The 18,514-nt window shown below is 68.6% G+C and carries 15 protein-coding genes and 1 pseudogene; 10 read left to right on the top strand and 6 right to left on the bottom strand.

The window, feature by feature from the left end; all coding sequences use genetic code 11:
* Both Q0O97_RS16015 and Q0O97_RS16020 read right to left on the bottom strand, forming a co-directional pair.
* On the bottom strand, positions 1 to 651 hold a 651-nt coding region (locus Q0O97_RS16015; protein WP_294931654.1), incomplete at its 3' end, for a membrane dipeptidase.
* Between the two features lie 76 nt (positions 652 to 727).
* Positions 728 to 1,633, bottom strand: coding sequence for a hypothetical protein (locus tag Q0O97_RS16020; protein WP_294931657.1), 906 nt, complete (start codon positions 1,631 to 1,633; stop codon positions 728 to 730).
* On the opposite strand from Q0O97_RS16020, the gene Q0O97_RS16025 reads away from it, so the two are divergent.
* On the top strand, positions 1,593 to 1,928 hold the full coding sequence (locus Q0O97_RS16025) for a hypothetical protein (RefSeq protein WP_294931660.1): 336 nt from the start codon (positions 1,593 to 1,595) through the stop codon (positions 1,926 to 1,928). The two genes, Q0O97_RS16020 and Q0O97_RS16025, sit on opposite strands and share 41 nt — an antisense overlap.
* Before the next feature lie 6 nt (positions 1,929 to 1,934).
* Here Q0O97_RS16025 and edd read toward each other — a convergent pair whose 3' ends face one another.
* Positions 1,935 to 3,737, bottom strand: coding sequence for a phosphogluconate dehydratase (gene edd / locus Q0O97_RS16030; protein WP_294931663.1), 1,803 nt, complete (start codon positions 3,735 to 3,737; stop codon positions 1,935 to 1,937).
* Between the two features lie 116 nt (positions 3,738 to 3,853).
* Here edd and Q0O97_RS16035 point away from each other — a divergent pair, with 116 nt between their 5' ends.
* The 5 genes from Q0O97_RS16035 to pgi are packed head-to-tail and all read left to right on the top strand — an operon-like array spanning position 3,854 to position 9,385.
* Positions 3,854 to 5,050: an RSP_2647 family RNA methyltransferase gene (locus Q0O97_RS16035; RefSeq protein ID WP_294931666.1), complete on the top strand. Its 1,197-nt coding sequence runs from the start codon at positions 3,854 to 3,856 to the stop codon at positions 5,048 to 5,050.
* Positions 5,047 to 5,601 carry an RSP_2648 family PIN domain-containing protein gene (locus tag Q0O97_RS16040; RefSeq protein ID WP_294931669.1) on the top strand — a complete coding sequence of 185 codons (555 nt, stop codon included), beginning with the start codon at positions 5,047 to 5,049 and terminating at the stop codon, positions 5,599 to 5,601. The genes Q0O97_RS16035 and Q0O97_RS16040 overlap by 4 nt, the downstream gene beginning before the upstream one ends.
* Before the next feature lie 46 nt (positions 5,602 to 5,647).
* Entirely contained in the window at positions 5,648 to 7,096 is a 1,449-nt protein-coding gene (zwf, locus tag Q0O97_RS16045) for a glucose-6-phosphate dehydrogenase (RefSeq protein ID WP_294931672.1), read from the top strand.
* 2 nt (positions 7,097 to 7,098) lie between these two features.
* Positions 7,099 to 7,767 (top strand): 6-phosphogluconolactonase, encoded by a 669-nt coding sequence (gene pgl / locus Q0O97_RS16050; protein ID WP_294931695.1) that lies wholly within the window; start codon positions 7,099 to 7,101, stop codon positions 7,765 to 7,767.
* Positions 7,768 to 7,771: 4 nt separating this feature from the next.
* Positions 7,772 to 9,385 (top strand): glucose-6-phosphate isomerase, encoded by a 1,614-nt coding sequence (gene pgi / locus Q0O97_RS16055; protein WP_294931675.1) that lies wholly within the window; start codon positions 7,772 to 7,774, stop codon positions 9,383 to 9,385.
* A 45-nt stretch (positions 9,386 to 9,430) separates the two neighbouring features.
* Here the strand turns inward: pgi and Q0O97_RS16060 are convergent, their stop codons facing one another.
* The gene (locus tag Q0O97_RS16060) at positions 9,431 to 10,447 is read right to left on the bottom strand and encodes an alkane 1-monooxygenase (RefSeq protein WP_294931678.1); all 1,017 of its coding nucleotides are present in this window, start codon (positions 10,445 to 10,447) and stop codon (positions 9,431 to 9,433) included.
* Between the two features lie 162 nt (positions 10,448 to 10,609).
* Between Q0O97_RS16060 and Q0O97_RS16065 the strand changes: the two genes are divergently transcribed.
* Complete coding sequence (locus Q0O97_RS16065) at positions 10,610 to 11,896, top strand: O-acetylhomoserine aminocarboxypropyltransferase/cysteine synthase family protein (RefSeq protein WP_294931681.1); 1,287 nt, start codon at positions 10,610 to 10,612, stop codon at positions 11,894 to 11,896.
* Positions 11,897 to 11,951: 55 nt separating this feature from the next.
* On the opposite strand, the gene Q0O97_RS16070 is transcribed toward Q0O97_RS16065, so the two are convergent.
* On the bottom strand, positions 11,952 to 12,800 hold the full coding sequence (locus Q0O97_RS16070) for an SIMPL domain-containing protein (RefSeq protein ID WP_294931684.1): 849 nt from the start codon (positions 12,798 to 12,800) through the stop codon (positions 11,952 to 11,954).
* 193 nt (positions 12,801 to 12,993) lie between these two features.
* On the opposite strand from Q0O97_RS16070, the gene Q0O97_RS16075 reads away from it, so the two are divergent.
* Positions 12,994 to 16,608: a hypothetical protein gene (locus Q0O97_RS16075; RefSeq protein ID WP_294931687.1), complete on the top strand. Its 3,615-nt coding sequence runs from the start codon at positions 12,994 to 12,996 to the stop codon at positions 16,606 to 16,608.
* Between the two features lie 10 nt (positions 16,609 to 16,618).
* Here the strand turns inward: Q0O97_RS16075 and Q0O97_RS16080 are convergent, their stop codons facing one another.
* Positions 16,619 to 17,257 carry a lytic transglycosylase domain-containing protein gene (locus Q0O97_RS16080; protein WP_294931690.1) on the bottom strand — a complete coding sequence of 213 codons (639 nt, stop codon included), beginning with the start codon at positions 17,255 to 17,257 and terminating at the stop codon, positions 16,619 to 16,621.
* Positions 17,258 to 17,447: 190 nt separating this feature from the next.
* Between Q0O97_RS16080 and Q0O97_RS16085 the strand changes: the two genes are divergently transcribed.
* The gene (locus tag Q0O97_RS16085; protein WP_294931693.1) at positions 17,448 to 17,972 is read left to right on the top strand and encodes a hypothetical protein; all 525 of its coding nucleotides are present in this window, start codon (positions 17,448 to 17,450) and stop codon (positions 17,970 to 17,972) included.
* A 66-nt stretch (positions 17,973 to 18,038) separates the two neighbouring features.
* Positions 18,039 to 18,514 (top strand): annotated as a pseudogene (gene gatB, locus Q0O97_RS16090) (Asp-tRNA(Asn)/Glu-tRNA(Gln) amidotransferase GatCAB subunit B); the annotation flags it as partial.

The raw sequence follows: 18,514 nt of genomic DNA on the forward strand, positions 1-18,514 counted from the left end.
CGAGATGGCGGCAATATCGTTGAAACCGGCCTCGTTCAGATGCGACAGGTCCAGCATGATGCGCAGCTTGCTGCATTCGCGCACCAGGTCCTTGCCCGCAGGCGTCAGCCCCGCGCCGGTATCGGGCGAGGACGGAAAGGCGAAGGGCACGCCATGCCCGTAGCGCGTCGGCCGCGACCAGACCGGCCCAAGCGAGCGCAGGCCCATCCGGTGCCACAGGTGCAGCATGTCGGGGTTGGCGATCGGCTCGGCCCCCTCGATATGCATGATCGCGGCGATGCGCCCGGCGTCGATGGCCTGGGCGATGTCGGCGGCGCTGTGGCAGATTTGCAGGGTTCCCGTGCGCTCCATCGCCAGCAGGCTGGCGGCCTGCGCCAGCGCGTGGGGCAGGGCGGCCTCGGCGGGGATTTCATCGGGCAGGGGGGTCAGGAAGGGCGGATTTTCCGCCTGCGCCAGCAATTCGGCTTCGTTCGGTGCGGGGGGCGAAGGGGTCCAGATCGCGAAGAACCCCCCGGCCATGCCGCCCGCCCTCAGCCGCGGCAGGTCGATGTGGCCGGTCCCGTCGCCCTTCAGCCAAAGATCGTCGCGGTCCGGTCCGGCGGCGACCATGCGTTGCAGAAAATCGTTATGGCCATCGAAGACGGGGATCATGCTGTCATCCTTTTCCTGATCAGGCCGGAAGATGGGCCTTTCCCGTGCGGGCTGCAATGGCGTTATGCGGATCGCGTCACGGCGTCAGCAGGCAGGCCCATTCGTCCCCGATCAGTCGGGTCAGCCCGTCGAGACCGGGCGGCACGTGGCCCGCCCTGTGATCGGAGAATTCCACGAAACGGAACCGCCCGGCCTGTGCCGACCCCTCGCAATGGGCACGGAACGGCCGATAATGAACGTCCCGGTGATGGGTGTCGCCGAGGTTCTGCACATAGGTCACGCGAGCCTCGGGTTTCATCGCGGCCAGGTCGTATCGCTTCAGGTCCGAGGCGCAGGGCACCCCCTTGCGCATGGCCAGGAAGCTGTCGACGGCGCCGCGATGTTCGAACTCAAGCGCGTCGGTTTGCGGGTTCACCGCGATGGCGTGGTCCAGGTGGCCGGTCAGCGCCGCGCCTATGGCGGCGAATCCCCCGCCCGAGCTGCCGAAGCCGACAATCCTGGCGTCCGGGTTGCGGGTGCGGATGGCGTGCAGAACGGGGCGCAGGATCGAGGGCAGCGCGTTCGGGCCATCCTTGCCAAGATACCAGCCAAGGACGATGGGGTTTTTGCCAAGCGTGACCGGATCCGCGATGCAAAAGACCGGATGCCGGAACCTCTTTGCCCAGGACCAACGCTGAAAGACGGCCCGCTCGGCCCGCATCTTGTCGGCGGTCAGCGCGCCGTTGAAGAAGATCAGAACCTTCGACCAGTCGGGCGCGTCGTGGAAATAGACGTGACCGCAGGCGCCTTCCGGGGCGCGGAGCAGGTCCGGGATGGTGGGGAATTCGTTGAACGCCAGCGGGCGCCATCGGGTCAGGCGGTGTGTCCAGTGGATCGCCCCCCCCCCCAGTTTCGATGCCGATGCGGATGCGATCCGCCGCCAGGAAATCGAACCTGTATCCGTGCGGGCGATCGAGGTGGCTGGTGAAGCCCCTGCCTTCAAGAAAGGCGGTCACATCGGGCCGTGCCAGGGTCGGGGCAATCAGGAAGGTGGTGCCGTCACGCTCGACCGCGATCCGCAGATCGCGATGGGCGGGCGACCAGGCCCACCCGGCGATGGTCAGCGTTTCACCGCCGATGTCCTGATCGGGTTTGGGGCGGTCCAGGTGATGCAGAACATCCGGCGCGCGGCCGGTCGTGTCGATTTTCAGTTTCATAAGATCAATTGCCCTGAACTTGCCGCCTTGGCCGCTTATGCGCAAGGCAGCGCCTTTTCGCAATCCATCGGGATCGCGTGACGGGGTTCAGGTGAGGGCCGAGGCGCCCTCGGTCGCGGGGCCTGCATTGCGGCGGAATGCGGCGAACAGCTCGCGCCCCATGCCATGCGCGCTTGCGCCGGGGTCGTGGACGGCGGGGCTGCGCTGGTCGAAATCGGGCGCGAGGCAGTCCAGCCTGCCCGTCACCGCATCAAGCCGCAGCATGTCGCCGTCGCGCAGCCGGGCGATGGGTCCGCCGTCCGCCCCCTCGGGCGAGACGTGGATGGCGGCGGGAACCTTGCCCGATGCCCCCGACATCCGCCCGTCCGTGACCAGCGCAACGCGCAGCCCGCGATCTTGCAGCACCGCAAGGATGGGGGTCAGGGAATGCAGCTCGGGCATGCCGTTGGCGCGCGGACCCTGGAAGCGGACGGCGACGATGGTGTCCTGCGTGAACTCGCCGCGCTTGAAGGCCGCCTTGACCTCTTCCTGGTCGGAAAAGACGCGCACGGGGGCCTCGATCACATGCCGCTCGGGCGCGACGGCCGAGACCTTGATGACGGCGCGCCCCAGGTTGCCCGAAAGCTGCCGCAGCCCGCCGGTCGGGGCGAAAGGATCGGCGGCGGGGCGCAGGATCTTGTCGTTCAGCGTCTGCCGGGCGCCCGGCACCCAGTCCAGCCGGCCTTGCGTCAGGCGCGGCTCGGCGGTGTAAAGGTCCAGCCCCTCGCCCATGATCGTGCGCACATCGGGGTGCAGCAGCCCGGCTTGCAGCAGTTCCGCGATCATGTAGCCAAGCCCGCCCGCCGCGTGGAAGTGGTTCACGTCGGCCAGCCCGTTGGGATAGACCCGCGCCATCAGCGGAACGACCTCGGACAGGTCGCTGAAGTCCTGCAAGTCCAGCACGATGCCCGCCGCGCGCGCCATTGCGGGCAGGTGGATGATCAGGTTGGTCGAGCCGCCCGTGGCCATCAACCCGACCATCCCGTTCACAAAGGCCTTTTCGTCCAGGATGCGCCCCACGGGCAGGTAGTCGTTGCCAAGCCGGGTGATGGCGGCGGCGCGGGTCACGGCGGCCTCGGTCAGCGCCTCGCGCAGCGGCGTGTTCGGGTTCACGAAGCTGGAGCCGGGCAGGTGCAGGCCCATGAACTCCATCAGCATCTGGTTGGTGTTGGCGGTGCCGTAGAAGGTGCATGTGCCCGGTGCGTGATAGCTGGCCATTTCGGCGGCCATCAGCGCCTCGCGCCCGACCTCGCCCGCGGCGAATTGCTGGCGGACCTTGGCCTTTTCGTCGTTGGGCAGGCCCGAGGGCATGGGACCCGAGGGCAAAAAGACCGCCGGGACATGGCCGAAGGTCGCCGCCGCGATGACCAGCCCCGGCACGATCTTGTCGCAGATCCCCAGGTAGAGCGCGGCGTCGAAGGTGTCATGCGACAGCGCCACCCCGGCGGCCATCGCGATTACGTCGCGCGAAAACAGCGACAGTTCCATCCCCGCGCGACCTTGCGTCACGCCGTCGCACATGGCGGGCACGCCGCCCGCGACCTGCGCGGTCGCCCCCGCCGCATGGGCGGCGCGGCGGATCGCCTGCGGATAGGTTTCATAGGGCTGATGGGCCGACAGCATGTCGTTATAGGCGGTCACGATTCCCAGGTTGGGCTTGCGGGTCGTCGCCAGATCGTCCTTGTCGGGCATCGCGGCATAGGCGTGGGCCTGGTTGCCGCAGGACAGATGCGCGCGGCGCGGGCCTTCCTCGGCGGCGCGGTCCAGCCGGGAAAGATAGGCGCTGCGGCTTTCCTGCGAACGGGCGCGGATGCGTTCGGTCACCTTGTCGATGGTTGCGTGCAGGGTCATGGCTGGCCTCCTCCGATTTCGTCGGATATAAGCCGTTAGCGTTAACGGCGCAAGCCGGGGCCTCTTGTAGGGGCGCGGCTGGCGTGGCAATCCTGCCGGGTCGATCTGGGGGCCGCATGAACACTGAACTTCCCGTAATCCGCCTGCGTCCGAAGGCCAATGCCCGCGCGATTCGCCACGGTTTTCCCTGGGTCTTCGCCGATGAGCTGGTCACGGACCGCCGCACCCGCGCCATCGCGCCCGGCAGCTTCGCCCGGTTGGAGGATGCCGAGCGTCGCCCGCTGGGACTGGTCACGGTCAACCCGAATTCGCGCATCATCGCGCGGATGATGGATACCGACCCCGAGGCTGCCATCACCCGCGACTGGCTGGCCGCAAGGCTGGGCCGCGCGCTGGCGCTGCGCGAACGGCTGTTCGATGCGCCCTTTTACCGGCTGGTCCATGCCGAGGCCGACGGGCTGCCCGGCACGATCATCGACCGTTTCGGCGATGCCGCCGTGATCCAGCCCAATGCCGCCTGGGCCGACCGGATGGTCGAGGACCTGGCCGGGGCGCTGCGCGATGTCGCCGGGGTCTCGACCGTGGTGCTGAACGGGCAGGGGCGTGCGCGCGGCCTGGAAGGGCTGGCCGAACGGACCGAGGTTCTGTCCGGCCATGCCGATGCCCCCATCGAGGTGCCGATGAACGGCGCGGCCTATCTGGCGGATCTGATGCAGGGGCAGAAGACGGGGCTGTTCTACGACCAGCGGCCCAACCACGCCTTCGCGCAGCGCCTGTCGAAGGGTGCGCGGGTGCTGGACGTGTTTTCCCATGTGGGCGGCTTCGGGCTGGCCGCGCTGGCGGGCGGGGCGGCCCATGCGACGGCGGTGGACGGATCGGCCGCCGCGTTGGAACTGGCGCGCGGCGGGGCCGGGCGCATGGGCGTCGCGGATCGTTTCCAGACCCGGCAGGGCGATGCCTTCGACGTGCTGGAGGAACTGGCGGCCGAGGGCGCGCGCTATGACGTGGTGATCTGCGACCCGCCTGCCTTCGCACCCTCGAAACAGGCGCTCGATGCGGGTTTGCGCGCCTATGAGCGGGTGGCGCGGCTGGCCGCGCCTCTGGTCGCGCCGGGGGGCTATCTGGGCTTGTGCTCGTGCAGCCATGCCGCCGACCTGACCGCTTTTCGCAATGCCAGCGCGCGCGGGATCGGGCGCGGCGGGCGGCGGATGCAGTTGCTCCATACCGGGCAGGCGGGGCCGGACCATCCGACGCTGCCGCAACTGGCCGAAAGCGGCTATCTCAAGGCGCTGTTCTTCCGGCTGGACGGATGAGGGCGCTGCTGGACGCCAATGTCCTGTTTCCCACCGTCCTGCGGGAAATCCTGGCCGAGACGGCGGCGGGCGGCGTGTTCACGCCGTTGTGGTCGCAGCGCATCCTGGATGAATGGGTCCATGCCGCGCAAAGGCTGGGACCGCTGCAATCCGACCGCGCCGGGGCCGAGGCCGCGCTGCTGCGCATCCGCTTTCCGGCGGCGATGGTGGCGGCGGAGGATGAGGCGGGCCTGGGTGTCCAGCTTCCCGACGCGGGCGATCTGCATGTGGTCCGCGCGGCGCTGGATGGCGGTGCCGAGGTCATCGTGACAATGAACCTGCGCGATTTTCCCCGCCGTGCGCTTGCGCCGCTTGGCTTGCGCGCGATTCACCCCGACGAATTTCTGATGAAGGCATTTTCCGCCCATTCGGCTATCATTGCCCAGGCGGTCGCCCATACGGTCGAACGCGCCCTTGCGGCGGGCGGGGACGAGACGGCAAGATCCCTGCTGCGCCGGGTCCGGTTGCCGCGGCTGGCCAAGGCGCTTGCCGCGATGGAAGGGCGGGGCTGAGATGTGGAGAAGCGACATGCGGCCCCTGCCGCGACAGGAGGAACAGATGGTTTCGCGCATCATTCCGGTCGAGGACTTCGACCTCGTGATCTTTGGCGTCACCGGCGATCTGGCCCGCCGCAAGATCCTGCCGGGGCTGTATCGCCGCTTCGTGGCCGGGCAGTTCCCGCCCGGCGCGGCGATCGTCGGCACGTCGCGCACCGCGCAGGACGACGGGGCGTTCCGGCAGGATGCGGCCAGCGCGATCCGCGATGCCCTTGGCCAGGGCGTGGACGAGGCGCGATTGGCCGAGTTCCTGGCCCATCTGCGCTATGTCGCGCTGGACGTGCGGGGTGAAACGGGCTGGGACGCGCTGGCCGCGCTGATCCGGCCGGGGGTGATCCATGCCTTCTACTTCTCGGTCGCGCCGGGGCTGTTCGGCGATATCGCCGAGCGGCTGGCAAAGAACGGCATCACCGACGGGCAAAGCCGGATCGTCGTCGAAAAGCCCTTTGGCCGCGACCTGGCCAGCGCGAGGGCGCTGAACCGGACGCTGGCGCGATATTTCGGCGAAAGCCAGATCTATCGGATCGACCATTACCTGGGCAAGGAAACCGTCCAGAACCTGATGGCGGTGCGTTTCGCGAACATGCTGTTCGAACCGCTATGGAACGCGCAATATGTCGATCACGTCCAGATCACCGTGGCCGAGACCGTCGGCGTCGGCGGGCGGGGGGAGTATTACGACCACTCGGGCGCGATCCGCGACATGGTGCAGAACCACATGATGCAGCTTTTATGCCTGATCGCGATGGAGCCGCCCTATCACTTCGATCCCGATGCCGTGCGGGACGAAAAGCTGAAGGTGATCCGGGCGCTGGAACCTGTGGCGCCGCGCGACATCGTCAGGGGGCAGTACCTGGCTGGACCGGACGGACATGGGTATTTGGATGATGCAGAAAACCCGGCGTCGCGCACCGAGAGCTTTGTCGCGCTGAAGGTGCGGGTGGCGAATTGGCGCTGGACCGGGACGCCCTTCTACCTGCGCACGGGCAAGCGGTTGCGGGCGCGCACCAGCGAGATCGTCGTGACCTTCAAGGAGCCGCCGCATTCGATCTTCGACGAGGCCGCGCCGCGCGCGAACCAGCTTGTCATCAAGCTGCAACCCAACGAAGGCATGCATCTGAACGTGATGATCAAGGAGCCGGGACCGGGCGGGATGCGGCTGGCGCAGGTGCCCCTGGACATGAGCTTTGCCGAGGCGCTTGGTCCCGACGGCACCGACATGCCCGACGCCTATGAGCGGCTGATCATGGATGTGATCCGGGGCAACCAGACCCTGTTCATGCGCGGGGACGAGGTCGAGGCCGCCTGGGCCTGGACCGATCCGATCATCGCCGCGTGGGAGGCTGGTCAAATCCGGCCCGAACCTTATGATCCGGGGTCCAGCGGGCCGGAGGAGGCGCTTCGGCTGCTGCATCGCGACAACCGCCGTTGGAGGGAGATCCGCGCATGAGCATGGAGTTCATCGAATACCCCGATCGCGAGATGCTGGGCCTGTCGCTGGCCAACAAGCTGACCGCGCAACTGGGCCAGCATCTGCGGGTCACCGACCGCGCCAGCCTCTGCGTGCCGGGCGGCAGCACGCCGGCGCCGGTTTTCGACGCCATGTCGGCCAGCGACATCGACTGGGACCGGGTTACGGTTTTCCTGGGCGACGAGCGTTGGGTGGATGGCGAGCATAAACGCTCGAACGGGCGGGTGCTGAGGCGGCGGCTGCTCAAGGACCGCGCCGCGGCGGCGGCCTGCATCGAGCTTTATACCGGCGACGACGATCCCGTCGATGCCGTCGAGGGGCTGGGCGCACGTATCCGCGAACATCTGCCGATCACGGTGCTTTTGCTGGGCATGGGCAACGACATGCATACGGCGAGCCTTTTCCCCGGCCTGCCCGAGACCGAGGCCGCGCTGGCCTCGGACGCGCCGCCGGTCATGGCGGTTCGCGGTGTGGGCGACGAGCCGCGCGTCACGCTGACCGTTCCGACCCTGAAACAGGCGATCCATACGCATCTGCTGATCATGGGTCCCGAAAAACGCGAGGCATTGGAGCGGGCGCAGGGCCTGCCGCCTCAGCAGGCGCCGATCCGGGCGTTTCTGAACGACATCACGGTCCATTGGGCGGAGTGATCCCGTGACAGCAGCCGATCCCGTCCTTTCCGAACTTCGCGAATACCGCGCCCGGCAGGGCGGCCTGCGGATCGAGGCGCTTTTCGCCGCCGATCCGGGGCGCGCGTCCGATTTCACGACCTCGGCCGACGGGGTGGTGCTGGACTGGTCCAAGACGCTGATCGATGCGCCCGCGCGCGATCTGCTGCTGCGTCTGGCCGAACCCGTCGCCGCGCGGCGGCAGGCGATGTTTTCCGGCCAGCGCATCAACGAGACCGAGGGCCGCGCCGTCCTGCATGTCGCCCTGCGCAACCTGGACCGTGATTTCACCGTGGACGGCGCCAGCGTCATGGGGCCGGTCCGCGAGACCCATGCCCGGATGCGCCGCTTTGCCGAGCATGTGCGCAGCGGCGGCATCAGGGGGCAGGGCGGTCCGATCACCGATGTGGTCAATATCGGCATCGGCGGCTCGGATCTGGGTCCGGCAATGGCGGCGCGGGCGCTGTCGCATTGGCATGACGGGCCGCGGGTTCATTTCGTCTCGAACGTGGACGGGGCGGATATCGCGGATGTGCTGAAGGGGCTGGACCCGGAAACGACGCTGGTGATCGTGGCGTCCAAGACCTTCACCACCATCGAGACGATGACCAATGCCGCCACCGCCCGCGACTGGATGGCCGCGCGGGTCGAGGTTCCGGCGGCGCAATTCGTCGCGCTGTCCTCGGCCCAGGACAAGACGGCGGAATGGGGGATCGCGGCGGATCGCGTCTTTGGTTTCGACGATTGGGTCGGCGGGCGCTATTCGGTCTGGGGACCGATCGGGCTGTCGCTGATGATCGCCATCGGGCCGGAAATGTTCGCGCGCTTTCTGGCGGGCGGGGCGGCGATGGACGACCATTTCCTGACCGCGCCCGATGCGCGGAACCTGCCGGTCCTGCTGGCCCTGGTCGGGATCTGGCATCATCAGGTCTGCGGTTACGCGACGCGCGCCGTCCTGCCCTATGACAACCGGCTGGCCCGGCTGCCCGCCTATCTGCAACAGCTCGAGATGGAATCGAACGGCAAGCGCGTGGCGATGGACGGCTCGGACCTGGCCCTGCCATCCGGTCCCGTGGTCTGGGGTGAGCCGGGGACCAATGGCCAGCATGCCTTTTACCAGTTGATCCATCAGGGCACCGCCGTCGTCCCGTGCGAATTCATCGTGGCCGCCAGGGGGGCCGAGCCGGGGCTGGACCATCACCACCTGTTGCTGGTCGCGAACTGCCTTGCCCAATCCGAGGCGCTGATGCGCGGCCGCAGCCTTGACGTGGCGCGGGCGATGATGCGCGACGCGGGCCTGACCGGCGCCGAGGCCGAGCGGCAGGCGCGTCACCGCGTCTTTCCGGGGAACCGGCCCTCAACCACGCTGCTGGTGGAGCAGTTGACGCCCTTTGCCCTTGGCCAGATCGTGGCGCTTTACGAACATCGTGTCTTTGTCGAGGGCGTCATTCTGGGCATCAACAGCTTCGACCAATGGGGGGTCGAGCTTGGCAAGGAACTGGCCTTGCAGGTCGCCCCCCTGCTGGAGGGGCGCGAGGCGGGGGGGCATGACCCCTCGACCCTGAACCTTGCGCGGGTGGTGCGGGAATTGCGCGGCTAGCGGGCGCGCATTCGCGAAGTTTTAGTTGGCGCGCATTCGCGAAGTTTAGTTGGCGCGCATTCGCGCGACGCGCCGGTCCATCACGCGCCTCCACAGCGGTGGGACGGTCGCGATGGCGGCCATGACCGGCAGCGCGTAGGGCAGCATCGGGCGCGGATCGCTCTTGCGGTTCAGGCGCAGGTCGGGAAAGGGCCGCATCGGATTGGCGTGGTGGTCCGAGTGGCGCGGCGCGTTCACCATCATCAGCGAGGACAGGAAATGCGGCGCGTCCCAACTGTGCCGGGGACCTGCGGGTTCGTATCCATTCCCGACCCTTTCGCGTAACAGACCGTAATGCTGGACATAATCGGACAGCAGAAGCTGCATCTGCGCGTAAAGGCACAGTCCCAGCCAGCAGGCCAGCCCGCGCGCGCCCAGCGTCAGGACGACCGCCAGCGCCACCCCCGCCCCGCCGCCGACCCATGCAAGGTAAGGATGACGCCAGCGCGGACGGCGCGCCATGCGGGCGTTTTCGGCGCGCAGCCCCTTGTGGAAGGAACCGATCCAGGCGCGGGGGAAGAAGCGCCAGAAGCCTTCGCCCAGCCTTGCGCTGTTGGGATCGGCGGACGTCGCGACATGGCGGTGATGGACCAGCCGGTGGGCCGAGGCGTGATGCCCGAACAGCAGGCTGACATAGACCGCCGCGCCAAGCCGGAACAGCAGGCGGGACGGGCGGTGGATCAACTCATGCGCATTCGCGTTCGAGACCTGCCCGAAGAACAGCCCCAATGCCAGGAACAGGGCCAGCCCCTGCGCCGCTCCAAGTCCGCCCGTGGCCAATGCGCGCAGGCCAAGGGCCATCAGCAGGAAATGCAGCAGGGCCAGCGCGATAGACAGGGCATTGGCCCCGCCCGGCGCGGATTGCCCATCGGGATCGGCGAAGGCGCGGGCGACGGCGCCGTCCACGGCCTGGCTGGCGCCGCCCATCCAGATCAGCGCGGCCCAGATCCAGCCGCCGCCCCATGTCGCGGCACCCAGCAGCAGACCCCCCGGCAGGCAGGCAAAGACCATGAAACCCGCCAATGGTGCGGGCCGCTTGAATGGGATATGCCGCCCAGGGATGCGCATATGTCCGTTTACCATGCCGGGCATGGGGCGCCAGATCGGACCGGCCGGTTTCTTGCTTTCGAATTGCCCAAAGGCGAAACCCCGCCTAACCTGCCCCGACCCATGAAGGAGGGAGATATGGTCGATTACAACGGCTTTGACACGCTGGCCATTCATGCAGGCGCCGAACCCGATCCGGCGACCGGCGCGCGGCAGGTGCCGATCTATCAGACGACATCCTATGTCTTCAAGGACGCCGACCATGCCGCCCGGCTGTTCGGTCTGGAGGAGGTCGGCTATATCTATTCCCGCCTGACCAACCCGACCATTTCGGCGTTGCAATCGCGGCTGGCGGCACTTGAGGGCGGGGCGGGCGCCGTCTGCTGCGCGACCGGCCATGCGGCGCAGATTATGGCGCTGTTTCCGCTGATGGGACCGGGGCGGAACATCATCGCCTCGACAAGGCTTTACGGCGGGACGGTCACCCAGTTCAGCCAGACCATCAGGCGCTTCGGGTGGAGCGCGAAATTCGTCGACCTGGACGATCTGGACGCGGTGAAAGCCGCCATCGACGACGACACCCGCGCGATCTTTTGCGAATCGATCTCGAACCCCGGCGGCTATGTCACGGACATTCCCGCCGTGGCCAAGGTCGCAGACGGGGCAGGTATTCCGCTGATCGTGGACAATACGCTGGCCACGCCCTGGCTGTGCAAGCCGATCGAGATGGGGGCCACCCTGGTCGTCCATTCGCTGACGAAATACATGACCGGGAACGGCAGCGTCATGGGCGGCGTGGTGATCGACAGCGGCAGGTTCGACTGGTCGGCCAGCGACAAGTTCCCGTCACTGTCCCAGCCCGAACCCGCCTATCACGGGCTGGTCTTTCACGAAACCTTCGGCAACCTTGCCTTTACCTTCCACGGCATTGCCATCGGGCTGCGCGACCTTGGCATGACGCTGAACCCGCAGGCCGCGCATTACACGCTGATGGGGATCGAAACGCTTGGCCTGCGCATGCAGCGCCATGTCCAGAACGCGGAAACGGTCGCGAAATGGCTGGAATCCGATCCGCGCGTCGGCCATGTCACCTATGCGGGGCTGCCGTCCTCGCCCTGGAACGCGCGGGCGAAGATGGTTTATCCCAAGGGCGCGGGCGCGCTGTTCAGCTTTGGGGTCAAGGGCGGCTATGATGCCTGCGTGCGTTTCGTGGACAGCTTGAAGTTGTTCAGCCATGTCGCGAACCTGGGCGATGCGCGTTCGCTGGTGATCCATTCGGCTTCGACCACGCACCGGCAGTTGACGGACGAACAGAAGATCGCCGCGGGTGCCGCGCCCGACGTGGTGCGCCTGTCCGTGGGGCTTGAGGACCCGCAGGACCTGATCGCCGATCTGGACCAGGCGCTGGCCGCCGCGACCGCCTGAACGCAAAAGGCCCGGATCGCTCCGGGCCTTTCCTTCCGGGTTTGCGCCGGTCAGGTCATTCGGGCTGCTCTTCGCCGCCGTCCCCGTCCGCGCCGCCCCCGGTCTCGTCGTCCAGCAGCAGGTAGGTTGCGCTTACACGCGCGCTGACGGACAACTCGCCCGCCTGCACGGGGGTCGAGGCATCCGCGCTGCGCGCCATCGCCTGCATCATCACCGGGCGGGGACCGTCGATCTGCTGGCTGTCGGACAGCGACACCAGCCGGCCAAGCCGCTTGCCCGCGGCGGCGGCCATCACCTCGGCGCGTTCCTGCGCGCTGGCGATGGCGTTGGTGCGGGCCTCGTTTTCCGCCTCGGTCATGTCCTCGCGGGAAAACGAGATGCTGTTGATCTCATTCGCGCCGGTTTCCACCAGCCGGTCCAGCACCGGGCCAAGCGCGTCGATGTCGCGCACCCGGATCGAGACCATGTTATGCGCGGCATAGCCGGTGACGACGGGCGGCTGGCCGTCGTTGGAATGGTCCTGGATGGGCGACAGGTTCAGGCCGGTGGTCTGGATATCGCGCTCCTCAAGCCCCTCGGCCAGCAACTGGTCGATGACGGCCTGCTGAAGGGCGGCGTTTTCCGACATCGCCTCGGCCGCCGTTTCCGCACGGGTCGAGACGCCGACGCTGACATGGGCGATATCGGGCGCGGTATGGGCCTGCCCCTCGCCGGTGACGCTGAGCAACGCATGGCCGTGGCGGGGACCCTTGTGATGATGGGGGGCGTCGCCGCGCGGGGCGGGCGCTTCCTGCGCAAGACCCGTGCCGGGCAGGGCGGCGGCGGTCAGGCCAAGTGCCAGCGCACCGGCGGTCAACATGCGCGCGGCGGCCGGATTGGAAAGAGGGATAAGGGGGAATGCCATACGAAACGTCTCCGCTGGTTGGTGTCTGTGCGTCTTGCGCGGGGTCCATATAGCGCCAGGGCGCCGATGAACGCACAACAGAATGTCTCACTTTACAGTGTGCGGCTTTTCACGCGGGGCAATCTGCGTTACTCCGTCCGGTAAAACCGCAATACGATGGGCATGCCCTGACATAGAATAGCGAAGCCAAAGAATGCCGCTCGATCAAGCTTTCCAATTCGCCCTTTCCTTTACCGAGGACGCGGTTCACCTGCTGCACCGCGATTCCGCCGATGCTCAGGGTTCGGGCTGGCAAAGCGTGGGTTCGGTGGGCTTTGCCTCGCCCAGTTTCCGGGCGGATCTCGCCGCCCTGCGGATCGAGGCGGCGCGCGAGGTCATGGGCGCGGATGCGCGCCAGCCGCTGCCGGTCCTGCTGCTGATCCCGCAGGACCAGATCCTTTACACCAGCCTGTCGCTGCCTTCGGGTCCGCGCCGCCACGCCGATGTCGGCAAGGCGCTGGACGGGTTGACGCCCTATCCGATCGAGGAACTGTCCTTCGACTGGACCGATGAGGGCGCGGATGTGCGCGTCGCCGCCGTCGCCCGCCAGACCCTGTTCGAGGCGCAGGAATTCGCCGAGCGTCATGGCTTTTTCGGCGCGGGCTATTCCGCCCTGCCCGAAGGCGACGAATATCCCGGCCACCCGGTCTTTGCGCTGCCCGAAGAGGCGTCGGGGGACGATGCTGTCGATCCGGTGCCCGCGCAGATCGACCTGGACCTGGCCCCCGACGCGCCGCTGGACGAGGTGGACGAAGCCGGCTTCCGCCAGTCCGAGGCCCCTGCGGGTCCGGTTGGCGATGCGCAAGCGGATGACGAGGCGGCCGATGCGCCTTGCACTCCTGCGGCGGATGCCCCCTTGGGCCGCGACGAAGCCGGAGAAGCGCAGGCAGAGGGCGAAACACCTGACGGCGATGCCGGGCAACCGGACAAGGCCCCTGACGGCGATGCCGGGGATCGGGCGCAGTCGGACGAGGTCTCTACTGACGGGTGCGCCGCTGTTCTTGTCGATGCCGCTGCTGACGGCGAATCCGCGGATGCCCAAGGCGCTGACGTGGAATCGGCAACCCGTGACGATGCCTCTGCGGGCCGTGAACCCGCAGGGGGGCAAGTGGCTGCCTCTGCTGCCGTGCCATCGGACATTTCGGACGAAAAACCCGCTGGGGAAGACGCGGCGGAAACTGACGCGGCATCCGCCGGGGAAGCCGAGCAGCCGGGCAATGCCTCCGACGATGATGCATCGACCGGGCAATCCGCGGATCAGGCCCTGTCGGACGAAGTCTCCGCTGAGGCGGAAGCGCCCATCCTTGGCGATGCCTCTGCAACGGGGGAACCTGTGGGCGCGCATGCGGCTGATCCCGCCGCCGTGCCGGTGGCCGGATCGGACGGGGAATCCGCTGACGGGGAAGCGGCGCACCTTGGCGATGGTAAACCCACCGGGGACGCCGGCGACGATCAGGCTTCGGCCAAGGACGAAGGGGACGATCCCGCCGCCGCCCGGCTGTCCGAGGGCGACCGCACCGGCCCGGCGGCGACCGCCGCCGCCGAAGCGGCTGCGGCCCGCGCGACGCTGACCGTGGTGCGTCACGGCGCGCCCTCGGTCGGGGCGGCGCGCCAGCCTGTCGCGCCCGCCTCGGGTTCCGTGCGCAAACTGCCGGGCCAGCGCGGCGGATTGCTGGAACTGGTGGCGATGCTGGGCGCGCTGATCGTCGGGCTTCTGCTGGTCTGGGCCTTCATCATCCCGCGCGACAACCCTGCGGCGGTCGCGCCCGAACTGGCGCAGCAAACCCCGGCGGAAACGACGCCCGCCCCGGAAACCGGCGCAGGTCAGCCGGGCACGCCCCCGACCGAAACACCGACCGGAACGCTGGCCGAGGTGCCCGCCGATTCCGAGGCGGCGGAAGCGTTTGCCCTTGGGCAGCCCGAGGGCGAGCCGGCCCCCGATCCCGCGTCCGATCCGCAAGAGACGCTCGCCCTTGCTGCGCCGGATGAGGACGGGACCGCATCCGATCCGATCCGGCAAGCGGAAGAGGCGACCGGGACCACCGCAACCGAATCGGAAGCGCCGGTCGAGGTCCCCTCCGCCCTGTCGCCCGCCGAGCAGGCGCTTGCCATCGCCGCCGCCACCAGCCCGGTCGAGGCGCTTGCGCGCCCGCCGCTGCCCCGTCCCGATTCCGTGGTTGCGGCGGCGCAGGCTGCCGCGACGGTCCCCGCCGAAACCGCGCCTGCCGACATGGCCCCCGCCGATACGACCCTCGCCCAAGCGGAACCCGAGGCGGCCCCCGCCGAAACCGCCGCCGAATCCGCCACGAACCCGCCCGAACCCGCCGCGCAGGTCCCCGCGACGCAGCCCGCGCAGCAGGTGATGCGCCTGTCCAGTTCGGCGCGTCCGGTCAGCGCACCGCGCAGGCAGGTGGCGGCCCCTTCGGCGGCCCCCCCGGCGGATGCGCCGCCGGCGATCCCCGGCAATCCGCTGCCTTACGAAGCCGCGCAGCAGCCCGCCGTGCGTCCCGCTGCCGTCCGTCCGCCAAGCCGCTCATCCGCCAGCCCTGCCGCAACGGCAGCGCCTGCGCCTGCACCCGCGGCGGCACCGCAAGATGCCGCGCCCCAAGGCGCCCCGGCCCCGGCCCCGGCGGCTGGCCTGGGCAGTTCGTCCCGCCCCCCGGCGCGGCCCGAGGGCGCCATCCCCGATACGCTGGCCAGCCAGCCCCTGACCCTGCCAGAGCAGCAGCATCTGCACCAGTTGAGCCAGCAGTTGCAGATCGACGCCGCAGCCCGCACCCGCCCCGAGGATGCCGTTCCGCCCTGGGCCGGGATGCGCCTGGCCGAATTGCGTCCGGTCCCGCGCCCGTCGCGCAGCGATGCGACCCCACCCGCCGCCAGCCCGGTCGAACGCGATGCCGTCGAGGATGCGCTGCGTTCTGCCACGACCGCCCCTCCGCCCACCGCCAGGCCGGATACCGCCGCCCCGTCAGAGACCGCCTCGACCGCGCCCGCCCGCAATTCCGGCGGGCTTTTACATGCGTCGGCCCGGCCCGCGGCGCGCCCCTCGCGCGCGGGCGATGCGGCGACGGCCAGCCCGGGGGTGGATGCCGCCCTGTCCCAGGCGATGTCGCAGGCCGTGGCGGCTGGCGGGTCGACCGCCGGGGCGCCGCCGACGCCGGGCGCGATGTCGCTGACGGCGCTGACCTCGTCCAGTGCGCCGCCGCGCCCGTCGCGCGACCGCACCGCCGCCGCGCCATCGGACGGGGCCGCACCCGCCGCTTCGCCTTCGGGCGAGGATGCCGAGGCCGCCGAACGCCGCCGCCTTGACGAACAGTTGCAGGCGCAGGCCGAGGCCCGCATCCGCGCCCGCGCCGCCGCCGATGCCGAGGCGGATGCCCGCGCCCGTGCCGAGGCCGAAGCCCGTGCCCGCGCGCAAGCCGCAGCCGAGGAACGCGCCGCCGCCGCCCGCAACCAGAGCTTTCGTCCCGCTGAGGTCGATGACGAACCCGAGGTCTCGCAGCCGGTCGGGGCGGGTGAAACGGCCGCCTCGGTCGCAAGGGCGGCCACGCAGTCGCGCGGGCTGAACACCGGCCGGACGACGCTGATCGGGATTGTCGGCGCAGGCCAGTCCAGCCGTGGCCTGATCCGCCTTCGCAACGGGCGAATCGTCACGGTGCGGCTTGGGGACAAGATCGACGGCGGAACGATCAACTCGATCGGCGGGGGACGGATAACCTATGTCAAGGGCGGAAGGCAGCACGAGCTGCGCATGCTGGACGGGCGCTGACGCGGCGCGATCATTGCGCGGCCTGTCCGCCGCAATAGCTTTGCCCGCGCGTCCAGCCCGCGATATCGGCGCGTTTTGCCGCCGAGCGCAGCGGCATCCAGTCGCGCGCGATCCCGCGCCAGCCGTTGCCCTGGCCGCTGACGATGGCATTGTCGCGGCTGACGTTCACGGCGGCGATCCTGACCGCGCAGGCCATGTTCTGCGACCCGTCCAGCAGTTGCGCATCGCAGTTGTAATGCCGCGCCGTCGCGGGTGAGATCTGCATCAGCCCAAGATAGCGCCCGCCGCCGCCCTGCGCAGCCGGGTTGTAGCTGCTTTCATGCTTGGCGACCGAGGACAGCAGCCCGACCCAGAAATGCTTGCGGCTTTCGCGGTCCAGCGCGGCGTAGCGGGGGCAAAAGGCATCGACGTCGCTTGGCACGGTGGACAGCAGCGTCACCCCCTCGGCCTCCAGCGCGGCAAGGGCGGCGCGGGTCCATTCCCGCCCGTCCGAGCGGTCGCCCCATCGCATGGCGGGGGCCGGTTTCGCCTGCGTCTCGGCGCTGCGCAGCAGCATGACATCCGCGGCGCCCGTGTCGCAGGCCGCAAGGCCCGTCACCGCTGCCAGCATCAGGGCACCCATGATCCGCGCCGCGCCAAGTTTCCGCATGAGATCTGTCCGTCACCGTTTCCCTGCGCCTGCCTTAGCCCCGCTTCGCGGCGTCGCAAATGCCGCTGAACCGGGGGTGGCGGATTTTCGCCGGTCGGTTGTTTGCGAAATATTTACGATTTTCGACCTATCCTGGGATTCGTGGCATCGTGATATGACAGGGTTGTGACCACGAAAAAGGAACGACGACATGCCGGTGATTCTCGCGATTCTGGGGCTGGTCCTGGCGGCCGGTGTCTGGGCCTGGCGCATCAGGATGGCCCGGCAGGCGCTGGACGACGTTTCGATGATGGCGGGCGACGTCATCGCGGCGGCGCGGCGGCTTGGTTTCCGGCGCAGGCTGAACACCCATCCGGTGGACAGCGTGGACGAACCCGAACTGGCGATGGCGGCGGTCGGCGTGGCCTTTCTCGACCTGGCCTCGATGCCAACGGCGGAACAGCTTGCGGGGCTGAAGCAATCGCTTTCCCGGCATCTTGGCGTCAGCGAGATCAAGGCGGACGAGATGATGATCGTCGGACGTTGGCTGGTCAACGAATGCAAGGGCGCCACCAGCGCCGTTTCGCGGCTGACCAAGCGGCTTTACCAGTTGGACCAGGGGGCATTCACCCCGCTGCTGGCCGTGCTGAACGATATCGGCCAGTCGGGTGGCGGGCTTGGTCCGCGCCAGCGCGACGCGCTTGACGATATCGCGCGGATCATGCGGCTGAACTAGGCCGCTGCGGTCTTGCCCCCCGGCGGTAACGGGCCTAGAACCGCCGCAAATGCAAGGATATCCATGATGCTTGATCTGCTCAGCTTTACCCCGCCGCAACCCAAGGTCATCCAGGGCGCCAAACAGGATTGGGAACTGGTGATCGGGCTGGAGGTTCATGCGCAGGTCGCCTCGAACGCCAAGCTGTTTTCCGGCGCCTCGACCGGGTTCGGGGCCGAGCCGAACAGCCATGTCGCCTTTGTCGATGCGGCCATGCCGGGGATGCTGCCGGTCATCAACGAATTCTGTGTCGAGCAGGCGGTGCGCACCGGGCTGGGGCTGAAGGCTGCGATCAACCTGCGTTCGGCCTTCGACCGCAAGAACTATTTCTATCCCGACCTGCCGCAGGGCTATCAGATCAGCCAGCTTTACCACCCCATTGTGGGCGAGGGCGAGGTGATCGTGGACATGGGACCGGGCGTCGCCCGCCGCGTTCGGATCGAGCGGATCCACCTGGAACAGGACGCCGGCAAGTCGATCCACGACATGGACCCGAACATGTC

The sequence above is a fragment of the uncultured Paracoccus sp. genome, from assembly GCF_945915435.1.
In the GTDB taxonomy this organism is placed as follows: domain Bacteria; phylum Pseudomonadota; class Alphaproteobacteria; order Rhodobacterales; family Rhodobacteraceae; genus Paracoccus.